At 62.0% G+C, this 22,403-nt stretch carries 18 protein-coding genes and 1 pseudogene; 11 read left to right on the top strand and 8 right to left on the bottom strand.

Annotated elements, in window-relative coordinates; all coding sequences use genetic code 11:
* The first annotated feature begins 940 nt into the window (after nt 1-940).
* Complete coding sequence (locus ACGLHR_RS34720; protein ID WP_318234259.1) at nt 941-1,573, top strand: malonic semialdehyde reductase; 633 nt, start codon at nt 941-943, stop codon at nt 1,571-1,573.
* 186 nt (nt 1,574-1,759) lie between these two features.
* On the opposite strand, the gene ACGLHR_RS34715 is transcribed toward ACGLHR_RS34720, so the two are convergent.
* Entirely contained in the window at nt 1,760-2,323 is a 564-nt protein-coding gene (locus tag ACGLHR_RS34715; protein ID WP_400099559.1) for an acyloxyacyl hydrolase, read from the bottom strand.
* A 213-nt stretch (nt 2,324-2,536) separates the two neighbouring features.
* Here ACGLHR_RS34715 and ACGLHR_RS34710 point away from each other — a divergent pair.
* Nucleotides 2,537-3,353 (top strand): annotated as a pseudogene (locus ACGLHR_RS34710) (class I SAM-dependent methyltransferase).
* Between the two features lie 457 nt (nt 3,354-3,810).
* On the opposite strand, the gene acnA reads toward ACGLHR_RS34710, so the two are convergent.
* The 4 genes from acnA to ACGLHR_RS34690 are packed head-to-tail and all read right to left on the bottom strand — an operon-like array spanning nt 3,811 to nt 9,018.
* Nucleotides 3,811-6,504: an aconitate hydratase AcnA gene (acnA, locus tag ACGLHR_RS34705; RefSeq protein ID WP_400099558.1), complete on the bottom strand. Its 2,694-nt coding sequence runs from the start codon at nt 6,502-6,504 to the stop codon at nt 3,811-3,813.
* A 20-nt stretch (nt 6,505-6,524) separates the two neighbouring features.
* Nucleotides 6,525-7,727 (bottom strand): 2-methylaconitate cis-trans isomerase PrpF, encoded by a 1,203-nt coding sequence (gene prpF / locus ACGLHR_RS34700; protein ID WP_400099556.1) that lies wholly within the window; start codon nt 7,725-7,727, stop codon nt 6,525-6,527.
* Nucleotides 7,724-8,818, bottom strand: coding sequence for a lactonase family protein (locus ACGLHR_RS34695; protein WP_400099554.1), 1,095 nt, complete (start codon nt 8,816-8,818; stop codon nt 7,724-7,726). The genes prpF and ACGLHR_RS34695 overlap by 4 nt, the downstream gene beginning before the upstream one ends.
* 20 nt (nt 8,819-8,838) lie before the next feature.
* The gene (locus tag ACGLHR_RS34690) at nt 8,839-9,018 is read right to left on the bottom strand and encodes a hypothetical protein (RefSeq protein ID WP_400099552.1); all 180 of its coding nucleotides are present in this window, start codon (nt 9,016-9,018) and stop codon (nt 8,839-8,841) included.
* A gap of 109 nt (nt 9,019-9,127) precedes the next feature.
* Between ACGLHR_RS34690 and ACGLHR_RS34685 the strand changes: the two genes are divergently transcribed.
* The 4 genes from ACGLHR_RS34685 to ACGLHR_RS34670 all read left to right on the top strand — a co-directional run bounded on the left by ACGLHR_RS34685 (nt 9,128) and on the right by ACGLHR_RS34670 (nt 13,471).
* Nucleotides 9,128-10,138, top strand: coding sequence for a Bug family tripartite tricarboxylate transporter substrate binding protein (locus ACGLHR_RS34685; protein WP_400099550.1), 1,011 nt, complete (start codon nt 9,128-9,130; stop codon nt 10,136-10,138).
* Nucleotides 10,139-10,235: 97 nt separating this feature from the next.
* Complete coding sequence (locus tag ACGLHR_RS34680; protein ID WP_400099548.1) at nt 10,236-11,135, top strand: FCD domain-containing protein; 900 nt, start codon at nt 10,236-10,238, stop codon at nt 11,133-11,135.
* A gap of 206 nt (nt 11,136-11,341) precedes the next feature.
* Entirely contained in the window at nt 11,342-12,676 is a 1,335-nt protein-coding gene (locus tag ACGLHR_RS34675) for a CitMHS family transporter (RefSeq protein WP_400099546.1), read from the top strand.
* A gap of 60 nt (nt 12,677-12,736) precedes the next feature.
* Complete coding sequence (locus ACGLHR_RS34670) at nt 12,737-13,471, top strand: ABC transporter substrate-binding protein (protein WP_400099544.1); 735 nt, start codon at nt 12,737-12,739, stop codon at nt 13,469-13,471.
* A gap of 302 nt (nt 13,472-13,773) precedes the next feature.
* Here the strand turns inward: ACGLHR_RS34670 and phbB are convergent, their stop codons facing one another.
* Entirely contained in the window at nt 13,774-14,517 is a 744-nt protein-coding gene (phbB, locus tag ACGLHR_RS34665) for an acetoacetyl-CoA reductase (RefSeq protein ID WP_318234255.1), read from the bottom strand.
* A 358-nt stretch (nt 14,518-14,875) separates the two neighbouring features.
* Here phbB and ACGLHR_RS34660 point away from each other — a divergent pair, with 358 nt between their 5' ends.
* The 4 genes from ACGLHR_RS34660 to ACGLHR_RS34645 all read left to right on the top strand — a co-directional run bounded on the left by ACGLHR_RS34660 (nt 14,876) and on the right by ACGLHR_RS34645 (nt 19,075).
* Nucleotides 14,876-15,889 (top strand): amino acid ABC transporter substrate-binding protein, encoded by a 1,014-nt coding sequence (locus tag ACGLHR_RS34660; protein ID WP_400099542.1) that lies wholly within the window; start codon nt 14,876-14,878, stop codon nt 15,887-15,889.
* Between the two features lie 75 nt (nt 15,890-15,964).
* On the top strand, nt 15,965-17,161 hold the full coding sequence (locus tag ACGLHR_RS34655) for an amino acid ABC transporter permease (RefSeq protein ID WP_400099540.1): 1,197 nt from the start codon (nt 15,965-15,967) through the stop codon (nt 17,159-17,161).
* Nucleotides 17,162-17,167: 6 nt separating this feature from the next.
* Nucleotides 17,168-18,268 carry an amino acid ABC transporter permease gene (locus ACGLHR_RS34650; protein WP_400099564.1) on the top strand — a complete coding sequence of 367 codons (1,101 nt, stop codon included), beginning with the start codon at nt 17,168-17,170 and terminating at the stop codon, nt 18,266-18,268.
* Between the two features lie 78 nt (nt 18,269-18,346).
* Nucleotides 18,347-19,075 (top strand): amino acid ABC transporter ATP-binding protein, encoded by a 729-nt coding sequence (locus tag ACGLHR_RS34645; RefSeq protein WP_400099538.1) that lies wholly within the window; start codon nt 18,347-18,349, stop codon nt 19,073-19,075.
* A 97-nt stretch (nt 19,076-19,172) separates the two neighbouring features.
* On the opposite strand, the gene ACGLHR_RS34640 is transcribed toward ACGLHR_RS34645, so the two are convergent.
* The gene (locus tag ACGLHR_RS34640) at nt 19,173-19,838 is read right to left on the bottom strand and encodes a response regulator (protein WP_400099537.1); all 666 of its coding nucleotides are present in this window, start codon (nt 19,836-19,838) and stop codon (nt 19,173-19,175) included.
* The gene (locus ACGLHR_RS34635) at nt 19,819-21,489 is read right to left on the bottom strand and encodes an MASE1 domain-containing protein (RefSeq protein WP_400099535.1); all 1,671 of its coding nucleotides are present in this window, start codon (nt 21,487-21,489) and stop codon (nt 19,819-19,821) included. The genes ACGLHR_RS34640 and ACGLHR_RS34635 overlap by 20 nt, the downstream gene beginning before the upstream one ends.
* Nucleotides 21,490-21,972: 483 nt before the next feature.
* On the opposite strand from ACGLHR_RS34635, the gene ACGLHR_RS34630 reads away from it, so the two are divergent.
* Nucleotides 21,973-22,314, top strand: a complete 342-nt coding sequence (locus ACGLHR_RS34630; protein WP_400099533.1) for a hypothetical protein — start codon at nt 21,973-21,975, stop codon at nt 22,312-22,314.
* Nucleotides 22,315-22,403: the final 89 nt, after the last annotated feature.

Here is a 22,403-nt window from a genome sequence, read left to right as displayed (position 1 = left end):
GTAGGGTGTGGGGTTCTCAGATCAACGCTTCAGCCACTCGAATCGCTGACTTCGGTCGGAGGTATTTCAGCGGCCTGTTAGTCTTATTTACACCGGATATTTATTTACTACCGAGATAGCTTTTTTCAGAAAAACTCCAATGACGTTCCGTAGCACTCGCCAGTATGGATAACTATTCATGCTTCCATCCCCGGCTTTGCCATTGCCCAACAATTTCCATCCATGTCACGATCGAGCTTTGCAGCCGAGAACGTTCACACTTCAGGTTGCCTTCGTTTTTCATTGAAGAGCGCTCCCGCGTCCGAGCCGGTAAGCTGGCCGATATGACGCGCATCAGCATCTGTTCGTAGAATCCGTCACCGGCACTTGTGAGGGCTTTCGCCTGCCGGCGGCTTTCCGGCGTTGATGTCAGTGATATGGATGGTTGCCTTGGGGTCCAGGAAGCACAACGCATTGCGCGTTGCGCAAATGCCGTTTCCAATTTCAGTGAGCATCAACCCCTCGGGCCAAGTCGTTGCCGTTGGCATCCATGGCAGTGACGCGATAGGTTCCACTCAGCGTGACGCACCCTGCCATCAATCCAGCAAGGATAAGGTTGACTGCCCCATGGAGCAGTGCCGCTGTTGGCATCGATTTTGCGATCACCAAACGTCATCTCAGCAGGTGACATCGACCGGACGATCGTACAGGCCGACTAGCGCCGCGGCCGCCAGCGAAGCCGGCCTCGCCCGACTCTCGACCCGATTCAAGTGGCTTTCTCGATACCCGGACTCCTGCCGGAATTGACGCATGATGATGCGTGGCGCCAAGCCTTGCGAATTTATACAAAAACCGGCGCGGCTGGGCGTTGGGCCACCTATGCTAAACAGCAGCGTCAGTAGGAGCGCCAGTGGCCCGGCCGGGTGGCCACATGGTCCAATCCTGTTTCAAGGAGATGACAATGAGCAAGCGCTTGAGTGAGGAAGGCATGGATCTGCTGTTTCGCGATGCCCGCACGCACAACGCGTGGCTGAATCAGCCGGTGACCGACGAGACCTTGCGGCAGCTCTACGACCTGATGAAATGGGGACCCACCAGTGCCAATTGTTGTCCCGCGCGTATCTTGTTCCTGCGAACCCCAGAATCCAAGCAGCGCCTGCTCCCCGCGCTGGCACCGGGCAATGTGGAGAAGACCATGGCCGCACCGGTCACCGCCATCATTGCGTACGACGTGAAATTCTATGAGCTTCTGCCCAAATTGTTTCCACATGCGGATGCGCGTTCGTGGTTCGCCGACACACCGGAACTCGCCGGGGTTACCGCGAGGCGAAACAGTTCCCTGCAAGGCGCGTACTTCATGATCGCCGCTCGCTCGCTGGGGCTGGACTGCGGACCGATGTCCGGCTTCGACAATGCCAAGGTCGATCACGAATTCTTTCCCGCGGACGCGAAGGCGAATGCCTTCCAGCTCGAGCACTTCCCGGACAGTCACGTGAAATCGAACTTCCTGTGCAATCTGGGCTACGGCGATCCCGGCAAACTGCTTCCACGCAGCCCCCGGCTGGAATTCGACGAGGCATGCAAACTGCTCTGACGATGTCAGGCATGGCAGGCCGCTGAGTGCCGCGCGAAATGGTGCTGGGTCTTGCGTTGCATAGTCATCGCCCTGGGGAGGATTACGGGAGTGACAGCCCTTGCCATGTGACGGCCTACGATGTGCGACTGTTGCAGTTCGGCGCTCCCTGGGCCTTCAGCAGGCCGAGCCTGAACGCTGGCTTAGTCAAAACTGCGCCGAGTACTGCAGGAGGAGGAAGTTGATGCCGGGGTTGGGCCTCTTGATTCGGCCGTTGGAGAAATGCTGCAGGCGGAGCGCAAGTTCGGATCTCACGACATCATCGAAGTGATAGCCGATGGCGATGCGATCGCCGAACTGGAACGCGGAAGAGAAGACGGTCGAATCCGAGATACGCGTGCGCGAAAGCAGGTGGGCGCCGATGCCAATGTCCGCGAAGAGTGCCGCGGGGCCGGCACCCTGCAGGCGAAAGACGGGGGTCAATCCGATGTCACCCATCGCGCCGCTGCTGCCGCCATGCGGATCCCAGGCGCCGGCGGAGGCCTCCAGTCCCAAGCGCAGTCTGACCGACCGTGTCGCGGAGGACCAGAGATCTTGCCGCAGGTCCCAGCGGGCCTCAATGCGGGCGAGGGTGGATTCAGGAGCGACACCAAGAGAGACGCCAACGCGAGTGGGCTCGAACCAGCCTGCGTCGGAGATGGGTAGCTCCCCCTGCGCGAAGGTACAGACGCAGTAGATGCCGAGGAAGCTGGCAAAACGGGAGCCGCGCATAGTGAGGTCCTCTTTTTTTTTAACAGGAGCGGTCTCAGCCAACGATCGGCGCTATGAGGGAGTTATCCTGCTCAGCCGGTTCGGCAGGTATCGTGGATGATACAGCCTGCCAATCCACGCTGACCAGGATCGTCGGCGGACCCTCGGGCACCGCTATGATGAATCCTACCAGCATCCCGGTCCGGCGGACTCCCCAGATGGAGGTTGCATTCGATGGACGCGCATGGAACTGACAAGGTCTTCGCCGGCTCAATCCCGGAACTCTATGACACGTACCTGGTGCCGTTGATCTTCGAGTCGTATGCGGCCGACCTCGCCGGCCGGGCGGCGTCGTGGCACCCGAAGAAGGTGCTCGAGATCGCGGCCGGCACGGGCGTGGTGACACGGGCGCTGGCGAGTGCATTGCCCCGCAGCACCGCCACCGTGGCGACGGACCTGAACCAGCCGATGCTCGATCGCGCTCAGGCCGTCGCTGGATCCCGACCGGTGGAGTGGCGTCAAGCAGATGCAATGCAATTGCCGTTCGAAGACGGCCAGTTTGACTTGGTTGTGTGCCAGTTTGGCGTCATGTTCTTTCCCGAAAAACCAAGGGCGTTCGCCGAGGCCCGTCGCGTACTGGCGCCACGGCATGTACCTCTTCAACGTTTGGGATCGGATCGAGGAAAACGAGTTCGCGCACATCGTCACGAACGCCCTGGCTGGCCTCTTTCCCGCAGCTCCCCCAGCGTTCCTGGCCCGAACGCCACATGGGTACCACGAACGGCTGACTATCGAGCAGGACCTGCTGCTCGGTGGCTTCCTTACGGAAGCCAAGTTCGAGACCGTCGCCTCACGAAGTCACGCGGCCTCTGCCCGCATCCCGGCGATCGCTTACTGCCAGGGAACGCCCTTGCGCAATGAGATTGAAGCAGTTGGCCCCAATGCATTGTCGCGCGCCACAGACGTATGCACTGCCGCGATGACCGAGAAGTTCGGACCTGATCCCATCAACGGAAAGATCCAAGCACACATCGTGATGATCGCGGCTTGAAGTGCCGCCCGATTCCTGCTTCCGGCAACTCCGCTCGCCGATTGAAGTAGCCGCCTTTGGATTGGACTGCGCGCGCTGACCCGGCAAACGACCATGGATAGGGTTACCGACGCATAGGGCGGTCCGAGCTGGACGGCCAGGGCCGACCGTACCCATTGATCCATTTGCGCCATGTCGGTGGACGCTAAGTCGTCAACATGGCCTGAAGTTGGCCAATCCGGCAGAGATTGGCGAGTGGCTCGGGCGCAGTCACGCGCTGCGTGCATTCGTTCATGAATGCAATCGGGATGGCGCGCTCTGGCTTCTTGACGGCCTCAGTGGACTCGCTTCACGGTTTGGGGGAAGGCAAAGCGCAGGTGTCCGCTTTGGCAGATGAAGCGACGATCGCCCACCTCTATCTGGATGACCGGTAGCCACCCCTCACCGGCCGCTCGGCCAGCGGAGGCGGGATAGCGGCTCATCGGCCGAAGCGAACATCTCCGTGAGATACGCGGTCCTCGGATTTGCCCGCCACGTACTCGCGCCAGACCAGCGGAAGGATGCCACCGTGACGCCAGTATTCGACGTCCTCGCCGGTATCGAGCCTGATCGTCAGGGGCACTGTGTTCGTCGTGCCGTCGACACGGCGGACAATCGCCTCAATGCGGCCCGAGACATCGAGGCGGTCCGCCAGAGAGAGGATGTCAATCGTTTCGCTGCCGTCGAGTCCGAGCGATTCGGCTGTCGTGCCCGCCTCGAATTGCAGCGGAAGAACGCCCATGCCGACAAGGTTGGTCCGGTGGATGCGCTCGAAGCTCTCGGCGATCACCGCCTTCACGCCGAGCAATGCGACGCCTTTGGCCGCCCAGTCGCGCGACGAGCCACAACCGTAGTTCTTGCCGGCAATGATCGCTAGCGGCACATTGCGTTGCAAATACTCTGTGGCCGCTTCGTAGATGCGCATCTGCGTACCTTCCGGCATCAGCTTGGTCACCCCACCTTCTACGCCGGGCACGATGCGGTTGCGCAGCCGGATATTGGCAAATGTTGCCCGCATGGCGACGTCGTGGTTTCCGCGGCGCGTCGTGTAGTTGTTGAAGTCACGTTTCTCGATGCCCTTCTCAAGCAGGAAGTCGGCGGCCGGCGTGCCGAGGCTGATCGCGCCGGAGGGCGAGATGTGGTCGGTGGTCACCGAGTCGCCGAGGATGACCAGCGGGCGCATGCCCATGATGTCCTGGACGGGCGTGGCTTCGCGCGACAGGTTTTCGAAGTACGGTGGCCGGCGCACGTAGGTGCTGGCGTCCTGCCACGCAAAGCGTTCACTGCGCTCGCCGGCCAGCGCGTCCCAGGCTTCGCCGCCGTCAAACAGGTCGGCGTAGTTGTCGCGAAAGATCTCCGGCTCATACGCGCCTTCTACGGCTTGGGCGATCTCCAGCGCCGAGGGCCAAATGTCACGGAGGTAGACCGGCTTGCCGCTGGCGCCCACGCCGATCGGTTCGCGGGTGACGTCAACGGTCAAGGAGCCCGTAAGTGCGTAGACGACCACGAGAGCGGGGGATCCGAGGTAGGCAGCGCGGACGTTCGGATGGATCCGTCCTTCGAAATTGCGGTTTCCCGACAGTACCGCGGTGCCCACGAGCTTTTCCCGCTCGATGGCTTCGACCAGCGGCTCGGGCAATGGTCCGGAGCCACCGTTGCAGGTCGTGCAGCCGAAGCCGGCCACGTGGAAGCCCAGTGCATCGAGTGGGCTCTGGAGGCCCGCCTCTTCCAGTACAGCCGCGGTAACATGACTGCCGGGAACGAGCGATGTCTTGACCCAGGGCTGCGTCTTCAGACCTAAGGCCACAGCCTTTTTCGCGACGAGGCCGGCGGCCATCATATTGACGGGGTTGGCCGTATTGGTGCAGCTTGTAATCGCAGCAATGAGGACGGCACCATCGCGCAAAGAGAAATTCTCGCCTCTGACTGGCACCGCGCGGTTCGAATCCAGCGGCCGGCCGGCGATTTCTTGATGATGCTGGAGAAAGGCACTGGGGACCGTCTCAAGGTCCAGCCGGTCTTCAGGATTCCGTGGCCCGGCGAGGCACGGCCTTATCGCGTCCAGGTCAAGCGTCACCACCGTGTCGAAGCGCGGCGAAGGCGTGTCTGCGCTGCGCCAGAGCTTTTGCGCCCTGGCGAAGGCTTCAACCAGCTCGAGTTGAGCTTCTTCTCGCCCCGTCATGCGCAGGTAGTCCATCGTGCGATTGTCGATCGGAAAGTAGACTGCAGTCGCGCCGTACTCGGGCGCCATGTTCGCGATCATGCCGCGGTCGCCCAGGGAAAGTGTGTCAAGGCCATTGCCGCAGAACTCCACGAACTTGCCGACCACACCCATGCTGCGCATACGCTGTGTGATAGCAAGGACGAGGTCGGTCGGCAGCACACCTTCGCGAAGCGCCCCCTTGACTTCGATGCCGACAACTTCCGGCAACGCGAGAGCGATTGGCTTGCCGACCATCACGGCCTCAGCCTCGATGCCACCGACTCCCCAACCCAGCACGCCCAGGCCGTTGATCATGGGAGTGTGGCTGTCAGTACCCACGCAGGTATCGGGGATCGCCAGTTCGCCGTCGGCAGTCTTCTCCGTCCACACCACCTTGCCGATGTGCTCGAGGTGGATCTGGTGCATGATGCCCTTGCCGGGTGGCACGATCCGAACGCCTTCGAAGCTGCTGCTGCACCAGCGCAGGAAGGCAAAGCGTTCGCCATTGCGCTCGTATTCGCGTTCGAGGTTGATGCGTCGCGCATCCGGTGTGGCCCAACTGTCGACTTGCAGCGAGTGGTCGATGATCACGTCGACCGGGACCTTCGGGCTGACCAGGGATGGATCGCCGCCGGCGTCCGCCACGGCGTCGCGCATGCCGGCCATGTCTACCAGCATCACTTGGCCGAGGATGTCCTGGCCATAGACGCGTACCGGGTAGAAGCTCAGGCCGCTGCCGATGCGCCGCGCCAGCAGTGCATCGATCTCGGCTTGCGTGTCGACGCCGCGGCTGGCCTGTCGCAGGAGGTTCTCCAGCAGGATCCGCAGCGAGAACGGCAATTGGTCCACGCCCGGTACGTCGGCGATCGAGACATAGCGCACCGAACGGTTCAGAAGAGGAAGCTGCTTGATTTCAGGTTCGAGGTTCATTTGTATTCCTTCGTTGCGCATTACACGTGTGCCGATCGATCGTCCGAGGGAGCTGAAAGTGTCGGCACTCTCACGAAGCCTTCCATCAACCGCCGCGCCGTCCGGCTCATGACGGCCTTCCTGACCACCCATTCACCGTTCTCCTGTTGCGCCTCCGCGCCCACCGACAACATGCCGGACGGATGACCGAAGCGTATGGCCGCGCGCGACGCGCCGCCGAGCACGCGACTCACCAGCGTGCCGGGGATCGCCGCAGCGACAGCGATACCCACTGCGCCTGTGCCGGTCACGGCGTGATGCAGCGCGCCCATCGAGAAGATGCGCGCCACCAAGTCGATCTGGTCGGCAGCTACATGTTTGCCGTTGGAGGCGGCATAGGACGCCGGGGGCGAGAAGAACGCCAGCTTGGGCGTATGGGGCCGGTTGCGCGTGACCTCCTCAGCCGACGTGCCAAGGCCCATTGCCACGGCGGCGTGGGCGCGGATGGTTTCCGCCTTGTGCAACACCTCAGCATTGGCATTGATATCGCGCTGCAGCTCAGTGCCGTGCAGTCCCAGCGCTTCCGCATCCACGAAGATGGCAGGATTGCCGGCGTTGATCAGCGTCGCTTCGATGCGGCCGACGCCAGGCACGTCCAGCGCGTCCAGCTTGTTGCCGGTTGGGAACATGGCACCGCCTTCGTCGTCGTCCTCGCCGCCCGGATCGAGGAATTCGAGCCGGACTTCAGCAGCGGGAAAGGCCACGCCGTCCAGCTCGAAGCCGCCCGTCTCCATGACTTCGCCGTCGCGCATCTGCACGTGGGCGATGATGCGTTTTTGAATGTTGGCCTGCCAGATGCGCACGGTTACCCAGCCATCGCGCGGCGCCTGCACCAGGCCTTCGCTGATGGCGAACGGTCCCACTGCGGCAGTCAGGTTGCCGCAGTTGCCGGTCCAGTCGACGACCGGTGCCTCGATCGAGACCGCGCCGAACAGGTAGTCGACATCGCAGTCGGGCCGAGCCGAACGCGAGATCACCACCACCTTGCTGGTACTGGAGGTGGCGCCGCCCATGCCGTCGATCTGCTTGCCATAGGGATCAGGGCTGCCGGTGACGCGCAGCAGCAGCTTGTCGCGGCTGGCGCTATCCTTCGGCAGGTGTTCGGCGTGGAAGAAGACGCCCTTGCTGGTGCCGCCGCGCATGTAGACGGCGGGGATGCGCAGTTGCGCGTTGGATTGGGTCATTGGCTGTTGCTCCGGTAATCGGTTTGGTAGAAGGCCACGCAGGTCGGGCTGCCGGTGCGCGCGGCCGTGATGGGCGGGCCTGACAATTGCCACTTGCCGTCTGCGTCATGAAGCGGAAATGCCTGGATGGTGTCGCTTGTCTCGTTGGCCACAATGAGCTGGCGGGCCGGTGCGTCCACGGTAATGAAACGAGGCGTCTGGCCCCCAGCAGAAATCCAGTGCCTGCCGGCCGGCAGTCCGGTGTCGCGATCCAGCGCGATGCACGTGACGCTGTCGTGGCCGCGGTTGCTGATAAATAGGGTCATGCTGCGTGGTTCCAGCGCGATGCCCGCCGCGCGGCTGTTACCTGTGAATGATTCAGGCAGCAGGGCGACGACGTGCCGGGGCGAGAGACATTGGTCCGGCGTCAATGCATAGGTGGTCAGCGTCGAGTCCAGTTCGTTGGCTACATACAGCGACGAACCGTCGGGATGCAGCACGGCATGTCGCGGGCCGGAGCTCTCGCGCGCGGTGACGTGCCACAGTGTTTGCTGTTGCCAGCATCCGGCCGCGCTGTCGAAGTCGGCCATCCACACGCGGTCGGCGCCCTTGTCGGGAAACACGAAGCGATTCGTGCCCGGCAGCCGCAGCACATGGTGGGGATGCGAGCCTTGCTGCTCGACGCGATGGGGCCCCGGCTGTCCCGGCAGTGCCAGCACGCTGGCAGGCGCGGCCAAGGCGCCATCACCGACCACGGGGAGTGCCGTCACGGTCCCGGTCGCATAGTTGGCGACGACCAGGTGGTCGCCATCCTTCGTCATGCACAGGTGGACCGGGTTACGGCCGCCGGTGGGCTGCCGACCCATCAATGCCAACCGGCCGTTGGCCGGGTGGATGCGAAAGGCGCTGACCTCGCTGCCATCCCCGTGAACGGCGTACAGAACGCCGCGGCGCGCATCGACAATCAGATAGGACGGGTTCTCCAGTCCATCAACTGATTGCACCGGCCGCCAGCTCTCCCTGGGTGAACCCATCAGGTAGACCTCGATGCCCTGCCCCCGGGCCGCGCGCTGCCGCGTGGTGCGGCAGCCGATGTAGGCAAAAGTTTGCATGGTCGCTGCGTCTCGTGTTTTCAAGCCGCTAGCAGGAATTCGTAGCAGATGCACCGCATCGGCCCGTCGGCCTGGAAGGCTTGCGCGGGATCAATGCAGCAGGTCTGGGCGAACATGCGGGCGCTGCCGACGACGCCCGGCACGGATGGATAGGCGGCGCCATTGCGGGGCACGCGGCGGTGGGCTTTCGGGGTAGTCATGAGGGCATCTCCGGGGGTGTGGCCAAATTGTCTTGCGCTCGGCCTAAGTGCATTCTATGATTACAAAAAGCAAAACGCAAACGTAAAAGAGAATTGGAGACACAAGTCGATGTACACCTCGCCGCATCCCCAGATTGACTCGCGCCGCCGTGCGCTGTTGCAGGCTCTTGTCGCGACGCCATGTGCTGCCGCGCTGGGCGGAATTCGCCCGGCACTCGCCCAAGCGGCGTTCCCCACCAAACCGATCACTTTTATCGTCCCGCAGGCCGCCGGCGGAGGCGCAGACCTGCTGTGCCGCACGGTGCAGGGCAAGGCGCAGGAGGTGCTGGGGCAGTCGCTGATCATCGACAACCGTCCGGGCGCTGCGGGCAATATCGGTACGGTGCTCGGCGCCCGTGCGGCCCCGGACGGCTACACGATGACGTTCGTGAATCTGTCCACCATGGCGCTGAATCCGCACCTGTACGCGCGCCCCGGCTATGCCGTGAGCGACTTTGAGCCGCTGGCGTGGATGGCTTCGGTGGCCAACATCCTGGTGGTCAACGCGAACGTGCCAGCGAAATCCCTGAAGGCGTTCATCGCCTTGGCCAAATCCCGGCCGGGCAAGCTGACATACAGTTCCGCCGGCAACGGCAGCGGCAACCACCTTGGCGGCGAGATGCTGAAGTCCATGGCCGGCATCGACCTTGTCCATGTACCCTACAAGAGCGGCGGACCTGCCGTGGTGGCCGTCCTGGGCGGGGAGGTGGATGCCTGCATCGCCGATCCATTGGCGGCGCTGCCGCATATCCGCAGCGGCAAGCTGCGCGCGCTGGCTGTCACCAGCGCCAAGCGGGGCACGGCATTGCCGGACGTGCCGGCCATGGGAGAAGTCGTTCCGGGATATGAAGCCACGTCGTGGGCAGGCGCGATGGTGCCGAAGGGAACGCCCGCCGCAGTGCGGCAGAAGCTCAGCGATGCGTTGCTTGCCGGCCTCAAGGAGCCGGCAAGCGCGGATAAGCTGCGCAGCCAACTCTACGAGCCCGTGGCCGGTGACGCCAAGGCGTTCGCGGCACTGATTCAGCGCGAGAACGACAAATGGTCCAGGCTGATCAGGCAACTGGGGATGCAGATTGATTGAGTTCCGCCCAGGGGTGTGCGTTGCTGCTCCGGTAGCGGCACCGAGATGGGATAATCCGGGCTTGCGGGCCACGCCGCCCGACGACCCCGGTCTTGCCATGAACCTATCCCAGCTCCAATCCCGTGTTGTCCGTGAAATCGTTGCCCTAGCGCGCGTGGACGGCTTGCGCGCCGGCGACCATCTCGCTGAAAGCGTGCTGGCCGAACGTATCGGGGTGTCTCGCTCGCCGGTCAATGTGGCCCTGCGCTACCTGGTGGAGATCGGTGCGGTGGTGTACGACCACAACCGCGGCTATTTCCTGCGCAACGATGCTGCCGCGCTGTCGAGCATCGCGGAACAGTTCTCACAGGAGCCGGATGACCCGCTCTACCTGAAGATCGCGGAAGACCGACTGAGCGGCGTGCTTCCTGAATTGGTCAACGAGGCGGACCTGATGCGCCAGTACAAGACCGCGCGCGGCGCCTTGCGCAATGTGCTGTCGCGCATCCAGGAAGAAGGCTGGGTGGAGCGCCGCATCGGCCACGGCTGGTGCTTCCTGCCCATGATCGACTCGGCGCAGGCCTATGAGGAAAGCTACCTGTACCGTAGCGCGCTGGAACCGACCGGCCTTCTGAGCCCCTGGTTCAAGGCGGATCCGGCTGAGTTGGCCGGGCTGCGCAGGCAGCAGCGGGCGATTGCCGAAGGCGGCTTCGAGTCCATGACGCCGATCGAACTGTTCGAGTCGAACAGCCGCTTCCACGAAACGCTGGCCAAATGGTCGGGCAATCGCTTCGTGGCCCAGTCAATCAAGCGCATGGATTCCTTGCGCCGTCTGGTTGAATACAGCCAGGCCAAGGACCGCAAGCCGCGCCAGGTGCAGGCCAAGGAACACCTGGCCATCCTGGATGCGATTGCCGAGCAGGACATGCTCAAGGCGGCTTCGCTAATGCGAGAGCATCTGGAAGGTGCCCGGCGTGGCAAGGTTCACGGCAACACGATTTTCAAGAGCGCAGCCTGAATCGGCGGTACCCGTCGTGATGCGGTGGGTTTTTTTGCCCACAAGTGCATTTATAGATAACAAAACGCAGTTAGAGGATGCCAGAAGGAGATAGCCGGCAGGACGGCGCTTGTGCAGCGCGGACCCTGCTACGCCTGTCGCCAGCCAGCGTCTTTCGACTGCCGTCCTGGCTTTGCCGCCGGGGCGCCTCGCGAGGAACCATCCCCATGATGCTGACGTTGCTGGGCTTCGGCATGATTCTGACCTTCATGGTCCTGATCATGACCAAGCGTCTTTCTCCGCTGATCGCGCTGATCATCGTGCCGATCACCTTTGCCGTGGCTGCGGGCTTCGCGCCCAAGCTGGGGCCGATGATGCTGAGCGGCATCAAGTCCATCGCGCCCACCGGTGTGCTGTTGATGTTCGCGATCCTCTATTTCGGCATCGTGATCGACGCCGGACTGTTCGATCCGCTGATCCGAGTGCTGCTCAAGGTGATGAGGGGCGATCCCTTGCGCGTGGTGGTGGGCACGGCGGTGCTGGCCCTGATCGTCTCCCTGGATGGCGACGGTTCCACCACCTACATGATCACGGTATCGGCGTTGCTGCCACTCTACCTCCGGCTCGGCATGCGGCCCTTAGTGATGGTGTGCGTGATCTTCATTGCCAACGGCGTAATGAACATCACACCCTGGGGTGGCCCGACATCGCGCGTTGCGGCGGCGCTGCATCTCGATGCTGGCGCGATCTTCGTGCCCATGCTGCCCATCATCGTTGCAGGAGCGTGCACGGTACTGGCCATCGCCTGGCTTCTTGGTCGCGGTGAACGGCGCCGGCTCGGCAAGCTGGCCTTGGTGCCCAAACACCTGCGCACCGAGGTCGCACCATGTCTGGACCAGGATGGCCAGTTGCCGAGCATTCAGCCGGCCGACGACACCAAGCGGCCGCGGCTGATCTGGATCAACGCCACGCTGACCTTCGTGCTGATGGCGACACTGGTAGCCGACATCGTTCCAATCCCGGTACTGTTCATGGTGGCCGCGGCGCTGGCCCTTCTGATCAACTATCCTCGCCTGTCGGACCAGCGCCAGCGCATCGCCGCACATGCGGAGAACATCCTCGCTGTAGTGTCGATCATCTTCGCTGCGGGCATCTTCACGGGCATCCTTTCCGGTACCGGCATGATCCAGTCCATGTCGCACGCCGTGCTTGCCATGCTGCCGCCATCGTTCGGGCCCTACCTCGCGCCCATCACGGCTCTCCTTAGCTTGCCCTTCACCTTCTTCCTCTCCAATGACGCGTTTTACTACGGCGTGGTCCCCATCATTGCGCAGGTGGCAGGCACCTATGGCATTACTCCGCTTGAGATCGCGCGCGCGTCCCTGATCGGTCAGCCGGTCCATTTGCTCAGCCCGCTAGTGCCTTCCACCTACCTGCTTGTGGGATTGGCCAGCGTCGATTTCGGCGATCATCAGCGCTTTGCTTTTAGGTGGACACTGCTGGTCTGCGCGTTGATGTTTGCGGCAGGGCTGTCCTTCGTCATCTTTCCCTTTGCACGCTAAGGTGGCGGCATCACGCTCCAACGGCAAGGCCACTCCCTTTGTTTCCAGGAATTGCAGACTATGCAAGTCACCGAAGCCCTGCAGCGCGCCTTCGCCCCGACCGGCAGGCTGCGTGCGTCGATCAACCTCGGCAATCCCATCCTTGCCATGCGCGATCCCGGCGGCGGCGCTCCGACCGGCGTCTCCGTGGACCTGGCCACAGAGCTCGCGCAGCGGCTCGGGCTGCCGCTTGAACTAGTGGTGTTCGATGCGGCCGGCAAGTCGGTAGAGGCGGTCCGCTCGGAAAAGGCCGACTTCGGCTTCTTTGCCATCGACCTGCTGCGCGGGCAAGGGATCCATTTCTCGATGCCTTATGTGCTGATCGAAGGCAGTTACCTGGTGCGTGAGGATTCAATGCTCATGGAGAACGGCCAGGTCGACCAGGCAGGGCATCGCGTGGTGGTTGGCAAAGGGAGTGCCTATGATCTGTTCCTGACTCGCGAACTGCAGCACGCGGCGATCGTCCGCGCGCCGACCTCGCCCGCGGTCGTGGACCTCTTTGTTGCGGAAGGGGCGCAGGTGGCTGCGGGCGTAAGGCAGCAACTCGAGGCGGATGCGGGACGCCTGGCCGGCCTGCGCTTGCTGCCTGGACGGTTCATGGTCATCCGGCAGGCAATAGGACTACCTGATCGTGGAGGTCCGATCGCATTTGAATATCTCGCAGCCTTCGTCAAGGACATGATCGGTAGCGGATTCGTCGGCGCGGCACTTGCCCGGCACGGCATCCTTGGGGCTGCAGTGGCAGCAATTCAATGAAAAGTAGCTACGCACGGGGCATTCGTCAGTTCAACTGCATGCATAAGTTAAATTTCTCTCGGTTGTGAGCCGCTACGATATGTCCCTTCCGCACGGCTTCAGCGTGGGTTTCTCGAAGCGCTTCTAAGGTGCCGCTTTTCGGGCGATGAGCTGGCTTTTCATTCGCGCAACCGCATCGTAGGCGGGCAATAGCTCGAGCGCCCAGACCCAAGGGTCGCGTTTGTACACACCGCCCGCAACCCGCGATATTTCCAGGGGCGAGAGTGCGGTAGCGGTGACGCCACCGCGTCTCGCCCCATCGTTCATTGCATGTGCTGTCCGCCGTTGATGGCAATATTGGACCCGGTCACGTAGGCCGCATCCTCCGAGCACAAATAGGCGACCAGGGCTGCCACCTCCTCCGGCTTGCCTAGGCGGCCGACCGGAATCTGAGGCAGGATCTTCGAATCCATGATCTCCTGCGGCACGGCGGTAACCATCTTGGTAGCCAGGTAGCCAGGAGAGATGGTGTTTACCGTCACCCCCTTCCTTGCGACTTCCAGCGCCAGTGACTTTGTGAATCCGTGCATGCCGGCCTTTGCAGCCGCGTAGTTGGTTTGGCCGAAGGCTCCCTTGGAGCCATTGATTGACGCGATATTGATGATGCGGCCCCAGCCACGCTCGACCATACCCTCGCACAGTGGCTTGGTGACGTGGAACACCGAGTCCAGATTAGTGCGAATCACGGCATCCCAGTTCACCTTGTCCAGCTTCTTGAAGGCCATATCGCGGGTGATGCCCGCATTATTCACCAGGATGTCAATCCGACCGATGTCGGCGAGTATCTGTGCCATCGACACCTGGCATGCATCGTAGTCGGCCACGTCCACCGGGTACGCACGTACATTGCGGCCGGCTGCGTCCATGGCAGCCAGCCAGCTCTGCGCATTCTGGTTCCCTGGCGTGTGGGTCACGACTACGTCGTAGCCGGCATCATGCAATTTGATAGTGATGGCCTCACCGAGGCCACCCATGCCACCTGTTACCAATGCGATTCGCTTTGTCATCCTACCAGTCACTTTTATGATGCAATCCGACCCCTAAAAGCCCGATGGTCGCTCCGATTTTCCCTCGGCTCCGCCACATGCGACAGGGTGAGCGCACCCTATCGGTGTGCCACGGTACCTCGGCTACATTTCACTTTCATGTCATCAAGATGGCTTGTCTACGCAGGCGACACCCGGGTCGCGAGCGCTTCACTTCCGCTGGCAAGGAAGTGAAGCGTCAGCCGGAACAACATGTCAAATTGCCTTCTTGCGGAAGGATCTTGGCTATTCTAGCCTTATAAGCGGTGAGAATTATGGTGCGCTTGTCCGCGCGTCGTTGCCTGTTCAAGGAACCTGGACCGAGGGGGACGTGATGAGAATGCGCACCGCAATCACGGCAGCTTCCATGGTGGCTTTCGCCATCGCGGCCGGCACGGCCCACGCCGGGGCGACCTTCGAAGCTGTGAAGAAGAAGGGCTTTGTCCAATGCGGCGTGAATACCGGGCTCCCGGGGTTCTCCGTGGCCGACGAGAAAGGCGTTTGGAAGGGCATCGACGTGGACGTTTGCCGGGCGATCGCGGCTGCGGTATTCGGCGACGCCTCCAAGGTGAAGTTCACGCCGCTCACCGCCAAGGAGCGATTCACCGCACTGCAGTCCGGAGAGGTCGACGTCCTCTCGCGCAACACCACGTGGACTTTGAACCGCGATGGCGGGCTGGGCATTGTCTTCACCGGCATCACCTACATTGACGGGCAGGGCTTCCTCGTGAAAAAGAAGCTCGGCGTGAAATCCGCGCTCAAGCTCGACGGTGCGACGGTCTGCGTGGGATCAGGAACAACCACGGAGCTGAACCTGACGGACTATTTCACGCTCCATAAGATGAAGTTCAAGGCCGTGGTCTACGACACGTCGGATGAAACCGAGAAGGCCTTCGCGGCCGGCCGTTGCGATGTCCTCACCAGCGATCAGTCCCAGCTCTATGCACTGCGCCTCAAGCTCGCCGATCCCGACAGCGCCGTCGTGCTTCCCGAAGTGATCTCCAAGGAGCCGCTCGGCCCGGCGGTGCGCCAGGGTGACCAGGAGTGGTTCAACGTCGTACGCTGGACACTGTTCGCAATGTTGAACGCCGAAGAACTGGGCGTGAGTTCAGAGAACGTCGACCAGATGAAGGGGAGCAAGAACCCGGACATAAGGCGCCTGCTGGGCGTGGAAGTCATCAAGCACGGTTTGGGAGTCCCCGACGATTGGGCCTACAAGATCGTGAAACAGGTGGGCAACTACGGGGAGATCTTCGAGCGCAACGTCGGCTCGGGCAGCCCGCTCAAGATCGGTCGTGGCCTGAATGCCCTGTGGACCAAGGGCGGCCTGCAGTATGCGCCGCCGATTCGCTAGGCGCCCTCCTTTTCGTTGAACGGCGCCGCGCCCGCCCGCCGGATTCAAGCCAGGAATCTGAAGCGACCCCGGAACATGGCCCAGATAGAGGACCCCGCTGAAGCGCCGCCGACGCGGCCGCCGCCCTGGAACGATCCCCGGATCCGGGCGGTCGTGTTGCAGGTGCTGGTGAGCGTTGGTGCCGTCGCGCTCGCGGCCTACCTGGTCCGCAACCTGATGCACAACCTCGAGATGCGCGGCATTTCGACGGGATTCGGCTTCCTCGCGAACCGGGCGGGCTTCGCCATCAACCAGGCGCTGATCCCCTACAGCGAGGAATCGTCGACGTACGGGCGTACCTTCGTCGTCGGCCTGCTCAATACCCTGCTCGTATCCGGGCTGGGCATCGTCTGCTCCACCATCCTCGGTTTTATCATCGGCGTGGCGCGCCTTTCCCGGAACTGGCTGGTGGCAAAGCTTGCGTTGGCCTATATCGAGATCTTCCGCAACCTCCCGCTACTCGTCCAGATTCTCTTCTGGTACTTCGCCGTCTTCCTGAATCTCCCGGCGCCTAGCGAAGCGTTGTACATCGGGGACTCGGTCTTTCTGACGCTGCGGGGACTGTACCTGCCGCGCCCGGAGGCGCAGGCCGGATTTGGCTGGACGGTGTGCGCGCTCGTTGCGGCGATGGTTGCGTCCGTCGTCCTCGTGCGCTGGTCGCGGCACCGCCAGGAGCGCACGGGCAAGCGCTTCCCGGCGTATCTTGCTTCCGTCGTCTTGCTGGTCAGCGTGCCGCTCGCCGCGTTCGTCCTCACGGGCCGGCTGCTGCAATGGGTAAAGCCCGAGCTTGCGGGCTTCAATTTCGTCGGCGGCATCGCCGTGATCCCGGAGCTCGCCGCGCTGCTGGTGTCGCTCTCCATCTATACCGCCGCCTTCATTGCCGAGACGGTGCGTGCCGGCATCCTCTCGGTGTCCCACGGGCAGACGGAAGCGGCCTACGCGCTCGGATTGCGCCCGAGCTGGACATTGCGGCTCGTGATCATCCCGCAGGCCATGCGGGTAACAATCCCGCCGCTCACGAGCCAGTACCTGAACCTTACCAAGAACTCCTCTCTTGCCACGGCGATCGGATATCCCGACCTGGTATCGCTGTTTGCCGGGACCACCCTGAACCAGACTGGCCAGGCCGTCGAGGTGATGTCGATGACCATGGCGGTCTATCTCGTAATCAGTCTCGTGATCTCGATGTTCATGAACTGGTTCAACGCACGGATGGCGCTGGTGGAGCGCTAGGCCATGATGACTCACCGGCAACGCCACGCCGACCTGCCCCCGCCGTCCGCCCCGATGGGGGGCCTAGGCTGGTTGCGCAAGAACCTCTTCGCCTCGCCCCAGGACGGCGCGCTCACCCTGCTCGCGCTCTATCTCCTTTATCTTGTGGTACCGCCCCTCGTCGAGTGGGCACTGATCAAGGCCGACTGGATGGGTACCCGCAGCGAGGCCTGCTCCAGGGCGGGCGCGTGCTGGGCCTTCATTCACGTGCATCTCAACCAGTTCATGTACGGCTTCTATCCGGTCGCCCAGCAGTGGCGGGTGAACCTGGCGATCGCGCTGCTGGGGGCGCTCATCGCGCCGCTGTTCTTCAAGCGCTTCGCGCTGAAGCGGGGGCTGGGCGCCGTGCTCCTCCTGGTCTATCCCGTCGTCGCGTTCTACCTTCTGGTCGGCGGCCGGTTCGGTCTGAGCCACGTCGAGACGAGCAAATGGGGAGGGCTGACCCTCACGCTGGTGATAGCCATCGTCGGCATGGTGGCCGCCCTGCCGCTGGGAATCCTCCTCGCGCTCGGCAGGCGCGCCACGAACATGCCGGTTCTCAAGGCCCTGTGCGTGGCGTTCATCGAGCTCGTGCGCGGGGTTCCGCTCATCACTGTGCTCTTCATGTCTTCGGTGATGCTGCCCTTCTTCTTGCCCGAAGGGCTGAACTTCGACAAGCTCCTGCGCGCCCTGATCGGCGTAGCGCTGTTCGCCTCCGCCTACATGGCGGAGGTGGTGCGCGGCGGCCTGCAGGGAATTCCGAAGGGCCAGTTCGAGGCCGCGGCGGCGCTGGGCCTGGGCTTCTGGAAATCGACCGCCCTGGTCATCCTGCCCCAGGCGCTCAAGCTGGTGATCCCGGGAATCGTGAACACGTTCATTGGGCTCTTCAAGGACACGAGCCTGGTACTCATCATCGGCCTGTTCGACCTGCTTGGAAGTATCCAGGCCGCCAATGCCGACGCCAACTGGCTGGGGTTTTCGACTGAAGGATATGTTTTTGCGGGATGCATCTACTGGGCCTTCTGTTTCAGCATGTCGCGCTACAGCCAGTGGCTCGAGAAGAAGCTGCAAACGGGCCACACGCGCTGAGGCCCGATTGGGGGGAAGCACATGAATGCCGTACAAGCCGTCGACCCGACGGCGAACGCTGCGGGCGCCGGCCCGGCCATGGTCGAACTGCATGGTGTGCACAAGTGGTACGACAGATTCCACGTGCTCAAGGACATCAACCTGAGCGTCGCCGAAGGCGAGCGTATCGTCATCTGCGGTCCCTCGGGCTCGGGCAAGTCAACGATGATCCGCTGCATCAACCGTTTGGAGGAACATCAGCGCGGCAGGATCATAGTTGGCGGCGTGGAGCTCACCAGCGACGTGAAGAACATCGAGAAGGTCCGCAGCGACGTGGGTATGGTGTTCCAGCAATTCAATCTCTTTCCACATCTCACGGTCCTGGAGAACTGCGTGCTAGCGCCGATGTGGGTTCGCAAGACGCCGCGCAAGGCGGCGGAGCAGGCCGCGATGGAATACCTTGAGCGTGTGCGCATCCCCGAGCAGGCGAAGAAATACCCCGGGCAGCTCTCCGGCGGCCAGCAGCAGCGCGTGGCAATCGCCCGCAGCCTTTGCATGCGCCCCAAGGTCATGTTGTTCGACGAGCCCACCTCGGCGCTCGACCCGGAGATGATAAAGGAGGTGCTCGATGTCATGGTGGGGCTCGCCAAGAGCGGGATGACCATGCTCTGCGTGACTCACGAGATGGGCTTTGCGAAGACGGTCGCCAATCGCGTGATATTCATGGATGGCGGTGAGATCATCGAGGAAAACGAACCCGAGGCGTTCTTCATGCACCCGCAGCACGACCGAACGAAGCTGTTCCTGAGCCAGATCCTCAATCACTGATTCCGCGCGAGTACTGCGATTGTCTCGTCATGGCCGAATCTCCCAAAATGCTTAAAGGTCCCAGGGGATTGCCTTATTCGGTGGGGCGGACTGCGCCCTATTGGCCCTCGATCCACTGAATGGCGAAGCGCATCAGCTCCTTGCCGCTAGGAATATCCAGCTTTTCCTTGATGTTGGCCTGATGTGCCTCGATGGTCTTGACGCTCCGACTCAGCTTCTCTGCGATCTCGCGGGTGCCGAAGCCGAGTCCGATCAGGTGCAGGACCTCGAACTCCCGTTCCGAAAGGCTTGCGATTGAGCCCGCCGGAATTCTTTGGGGAACCGTCAGAGCCCGCGCCAATTTTTCATGCATTGCGGCGCTCAGGTAAATATTACCTGCCAGCACCTCGCGGATGGCATTAACAATATGCTCCGTGGCCTCGAGCTTCATCAGATACCCGTTTGCTCCAGCCCGCAGTGCGCGTTCGGCAAACAGGGTTTCGTCATGCATGCTGAGGATGAGGATTGCCAGCTTTGGATAGTGTTGCCGGAGCGTTTTGACAAGATCCAGGCCGGAGTTCGAGTGCAGGCTGAGGTCCACAATGGCCATGTCAGGCTGGCAGGCCATCACCGCCAGGGCTTCTTCGGCACTGCCGGCCGCACAGCAGACGTGCAGATCCTCATGCAGATTCAGCAAGTGGGTTAGTCCCTCCCGGATGATGGGGTGGTCATCCACGATCAGGACCTGAGTCGCGCGGCACAGGCTAGAAGGCTTCCCTTTCATGTCGTGGACTCTCCGGTATCGGATAGCTGATGGCAACCGTGGTGCCACCCAAAGCATTGCGGGTGACCATGCAAGAGCCGCCCAGGAGGCTTGCCCGGTGGCGCAGGTTGTGAAGTCCCAGTCCCGAGGCACGCTCCATTTGTTCCAGGTCGACCCCCATCCCGTCGTCACTGATGGAAAGCCTCTGCATTCCGCCTTCGCGCTCCAGGTCGATCCAGATGTGGCGGCCCTGGCTATATTTCAGCGCGTTATTGACTGCTTCCTGTGCCGCACGGTAAAGGTTAATCTGCATCGGCGGATCCAGTAAGTCCACATTTGACTCGATGCGGAGCGTGCAGCCTATGTCATTCAGCGAGCGGGTTGTCTGTGCCAACCCTTGCAAGGCGACCGTAAGGCCACCAGATTCCATGGCGACCGGATCCAGGCCATGGGCAATCTTGCGAGTCATCAAGGACGCCTGCTTCACCAATTCGACGATGGTAGCCGCCTTCGCGGCGGCTGGGTGGCTATGCTTCTGTAGTTCTTGATTCAAGGTGGCGCAATAGAAGCCCAAGCTGGTGAGGTGCTGCCCGAGGCCGTCATGCAGTTCTCGGCCGAAGAGTCTCTGCTGCTGATCGCCGATTCGGATCAGTTCTGCTTCCAGCAGGCGACGTCGCGCCATCTCCTGCTTCAGTTCATTGTTTGCTAGCTCCAGGTCTTGGGTTCGCTCTTGCACGCGCCGTTCCAACTCGACATGGGATGCCAGCAGGAGGCGATGGATGCGCTTTTCCTGAGCATGTGCCGCCACCAGCAGCAGTCCGGTTACTGCCACGACATTCGCGAAGGCGCACCATCTCACGAGGCTATCCACCGGGGATTCGGCGGCAAAGGGACCGGTGCCGTTCGTGGTGCCCCAGATGGCCACGATCGAGACCAGCAAGGTTGAGAGGCTGGTGCCCAAGTGATCGAAGCGCAGAGCCGCCCAGATGATGAACGGAAAAATCGCCAAGGCTGCCGGATAGTAGCTGTGCCCGGCAAGTTCGGTGGCGCCGAAGATAAGGTAACTCACCCAGAAGATCGCAACGGTCAGTCCACACGCTTCCACGGTCTGCTTTGCGGAGCGGATAGGGCTCGGATACGTGAGCAAGCTGAGCAGCGGCGGGGCCACCACGAGCACCCCCATCATGTCACCGAGCCACCATTTCAGAATGGCTGTGCCGTACTCGGTGACTGACACCAAGCCCCCTCCAAAGAGGGCGGTCGCACCAATCAGCGCACTCACTGCCGTGCTGAGCGTCGCAGCCAGGATGATGAAAGCCAACACGTCCTTGATGCGGTCCAGGGTGATCTGGAATCGGGCTACCCGCCTTAACAATGATGTAGCCGTCAAGGCTGCAGCCGTCGCACCGAGGCCAATCACCGCGGCCACTGGTAGGGGCACGCCCACCGACATGTTGGCCAAAACGGAGCCAATGGCAATTCCGGGGGCAGCTTCGGAGCCCATCACGAGCAGCGCAACGAGGGCGATGCCGCTGGAAGGCCACACCAGAGACACTGCACCGCCCACTACCGCATAAGCAAGTCCAAGCTTAGCACCCGCGTAATACGCCAACGCGACAAATACGGTGTGAACGAAGAGGCTAAGCCTCGAGTTGCGCGGAATGATGACCATTGATCGCTTCAAATTCTGGGGACAGCCCCTGCCACAGCCAGTCATTCTCTCGTTAGCCGCAATGACAATACGCTTGCGAAAGCGTTAGTGTCCGATGCCCCTGTGGCAAATCACGAATTTGCACCGCATCGGTGCCAGGCGAAGTGCTGCGAATCCGTGGTGCCGCAGGATAACTATGAATCTATGTCAGAACTCCCCTGTGCGGTAAGCGTAGCCGATGGATTCGATGAGCTATGCCGTCCGGGTTGGACGCCAGATTCCGTATGAGCGCGAGCATTGTCGTGCCGGGTTTCGGGTCTTCGGCCAGAATCCCGGCGCAGTTGGCCCTTGGCACCTGGCTGCAGTCGATAGCGCATCGTCCGCAGATTGCTCAGGCCAGATAGCGTATGCAGGGCGGAGTCCGCCCTGCCCATCCAATAGGGCAATCCCCTAGCCTCTTTTCGGAAGGAGGCCTTATTCAAACGCTTACCGTCAGGGCATACATTGGAATCGTACAAAGCTGCCGCGCTGGAGCGAAAAGAATTTGTTTCGGCGTTCTTGCAACCACCTGAAAAAGAGGTGAAAAAAATGGTAAAGACAGTCTTACTGCTCGCTGCGGCGGGTGCGGCGCTTGGCGCCGGGGTAGCCTATGCCGGCATCGGGGCGCGAGATGTATACACCGACGGCGCTAGCGTGATGGGGCCGCGAGACCCATATTCAGATGGGGGGAAGAGCGCAAAGTTTGACGTTTATTCAGATGGGGCGAGAGTCACAGATAGACGAGACGTATTCACCGATGGCGCCAGAATCACCAACCGCGATGGACTGGTTGAGGACAGCATGTAAGGAATGACAGAAGGGTCCGCAAAAGAACACGTGGTCGGCGCTCAGCGTCCACAGCCACAAACCAAGCATCTCCCCCGAGTAACAGCCTC

It is taken from the genome of Cupriavidus sp. CuC1 (genome assembly GCF_044627735.1).
Taxonomy (GTDB): Bacteria; Pseudomonadota; Gammaproteobacteria; order Burkholderiales; family Burkholderiaceae; genus Cupriavidus; species Cupriavidus ulmosensis.
The sequence above is the reverse complement of the archived record's forward strand: the minus strand, read 5'-3'. Positions and strand labels throughout refer to the sequence as shown.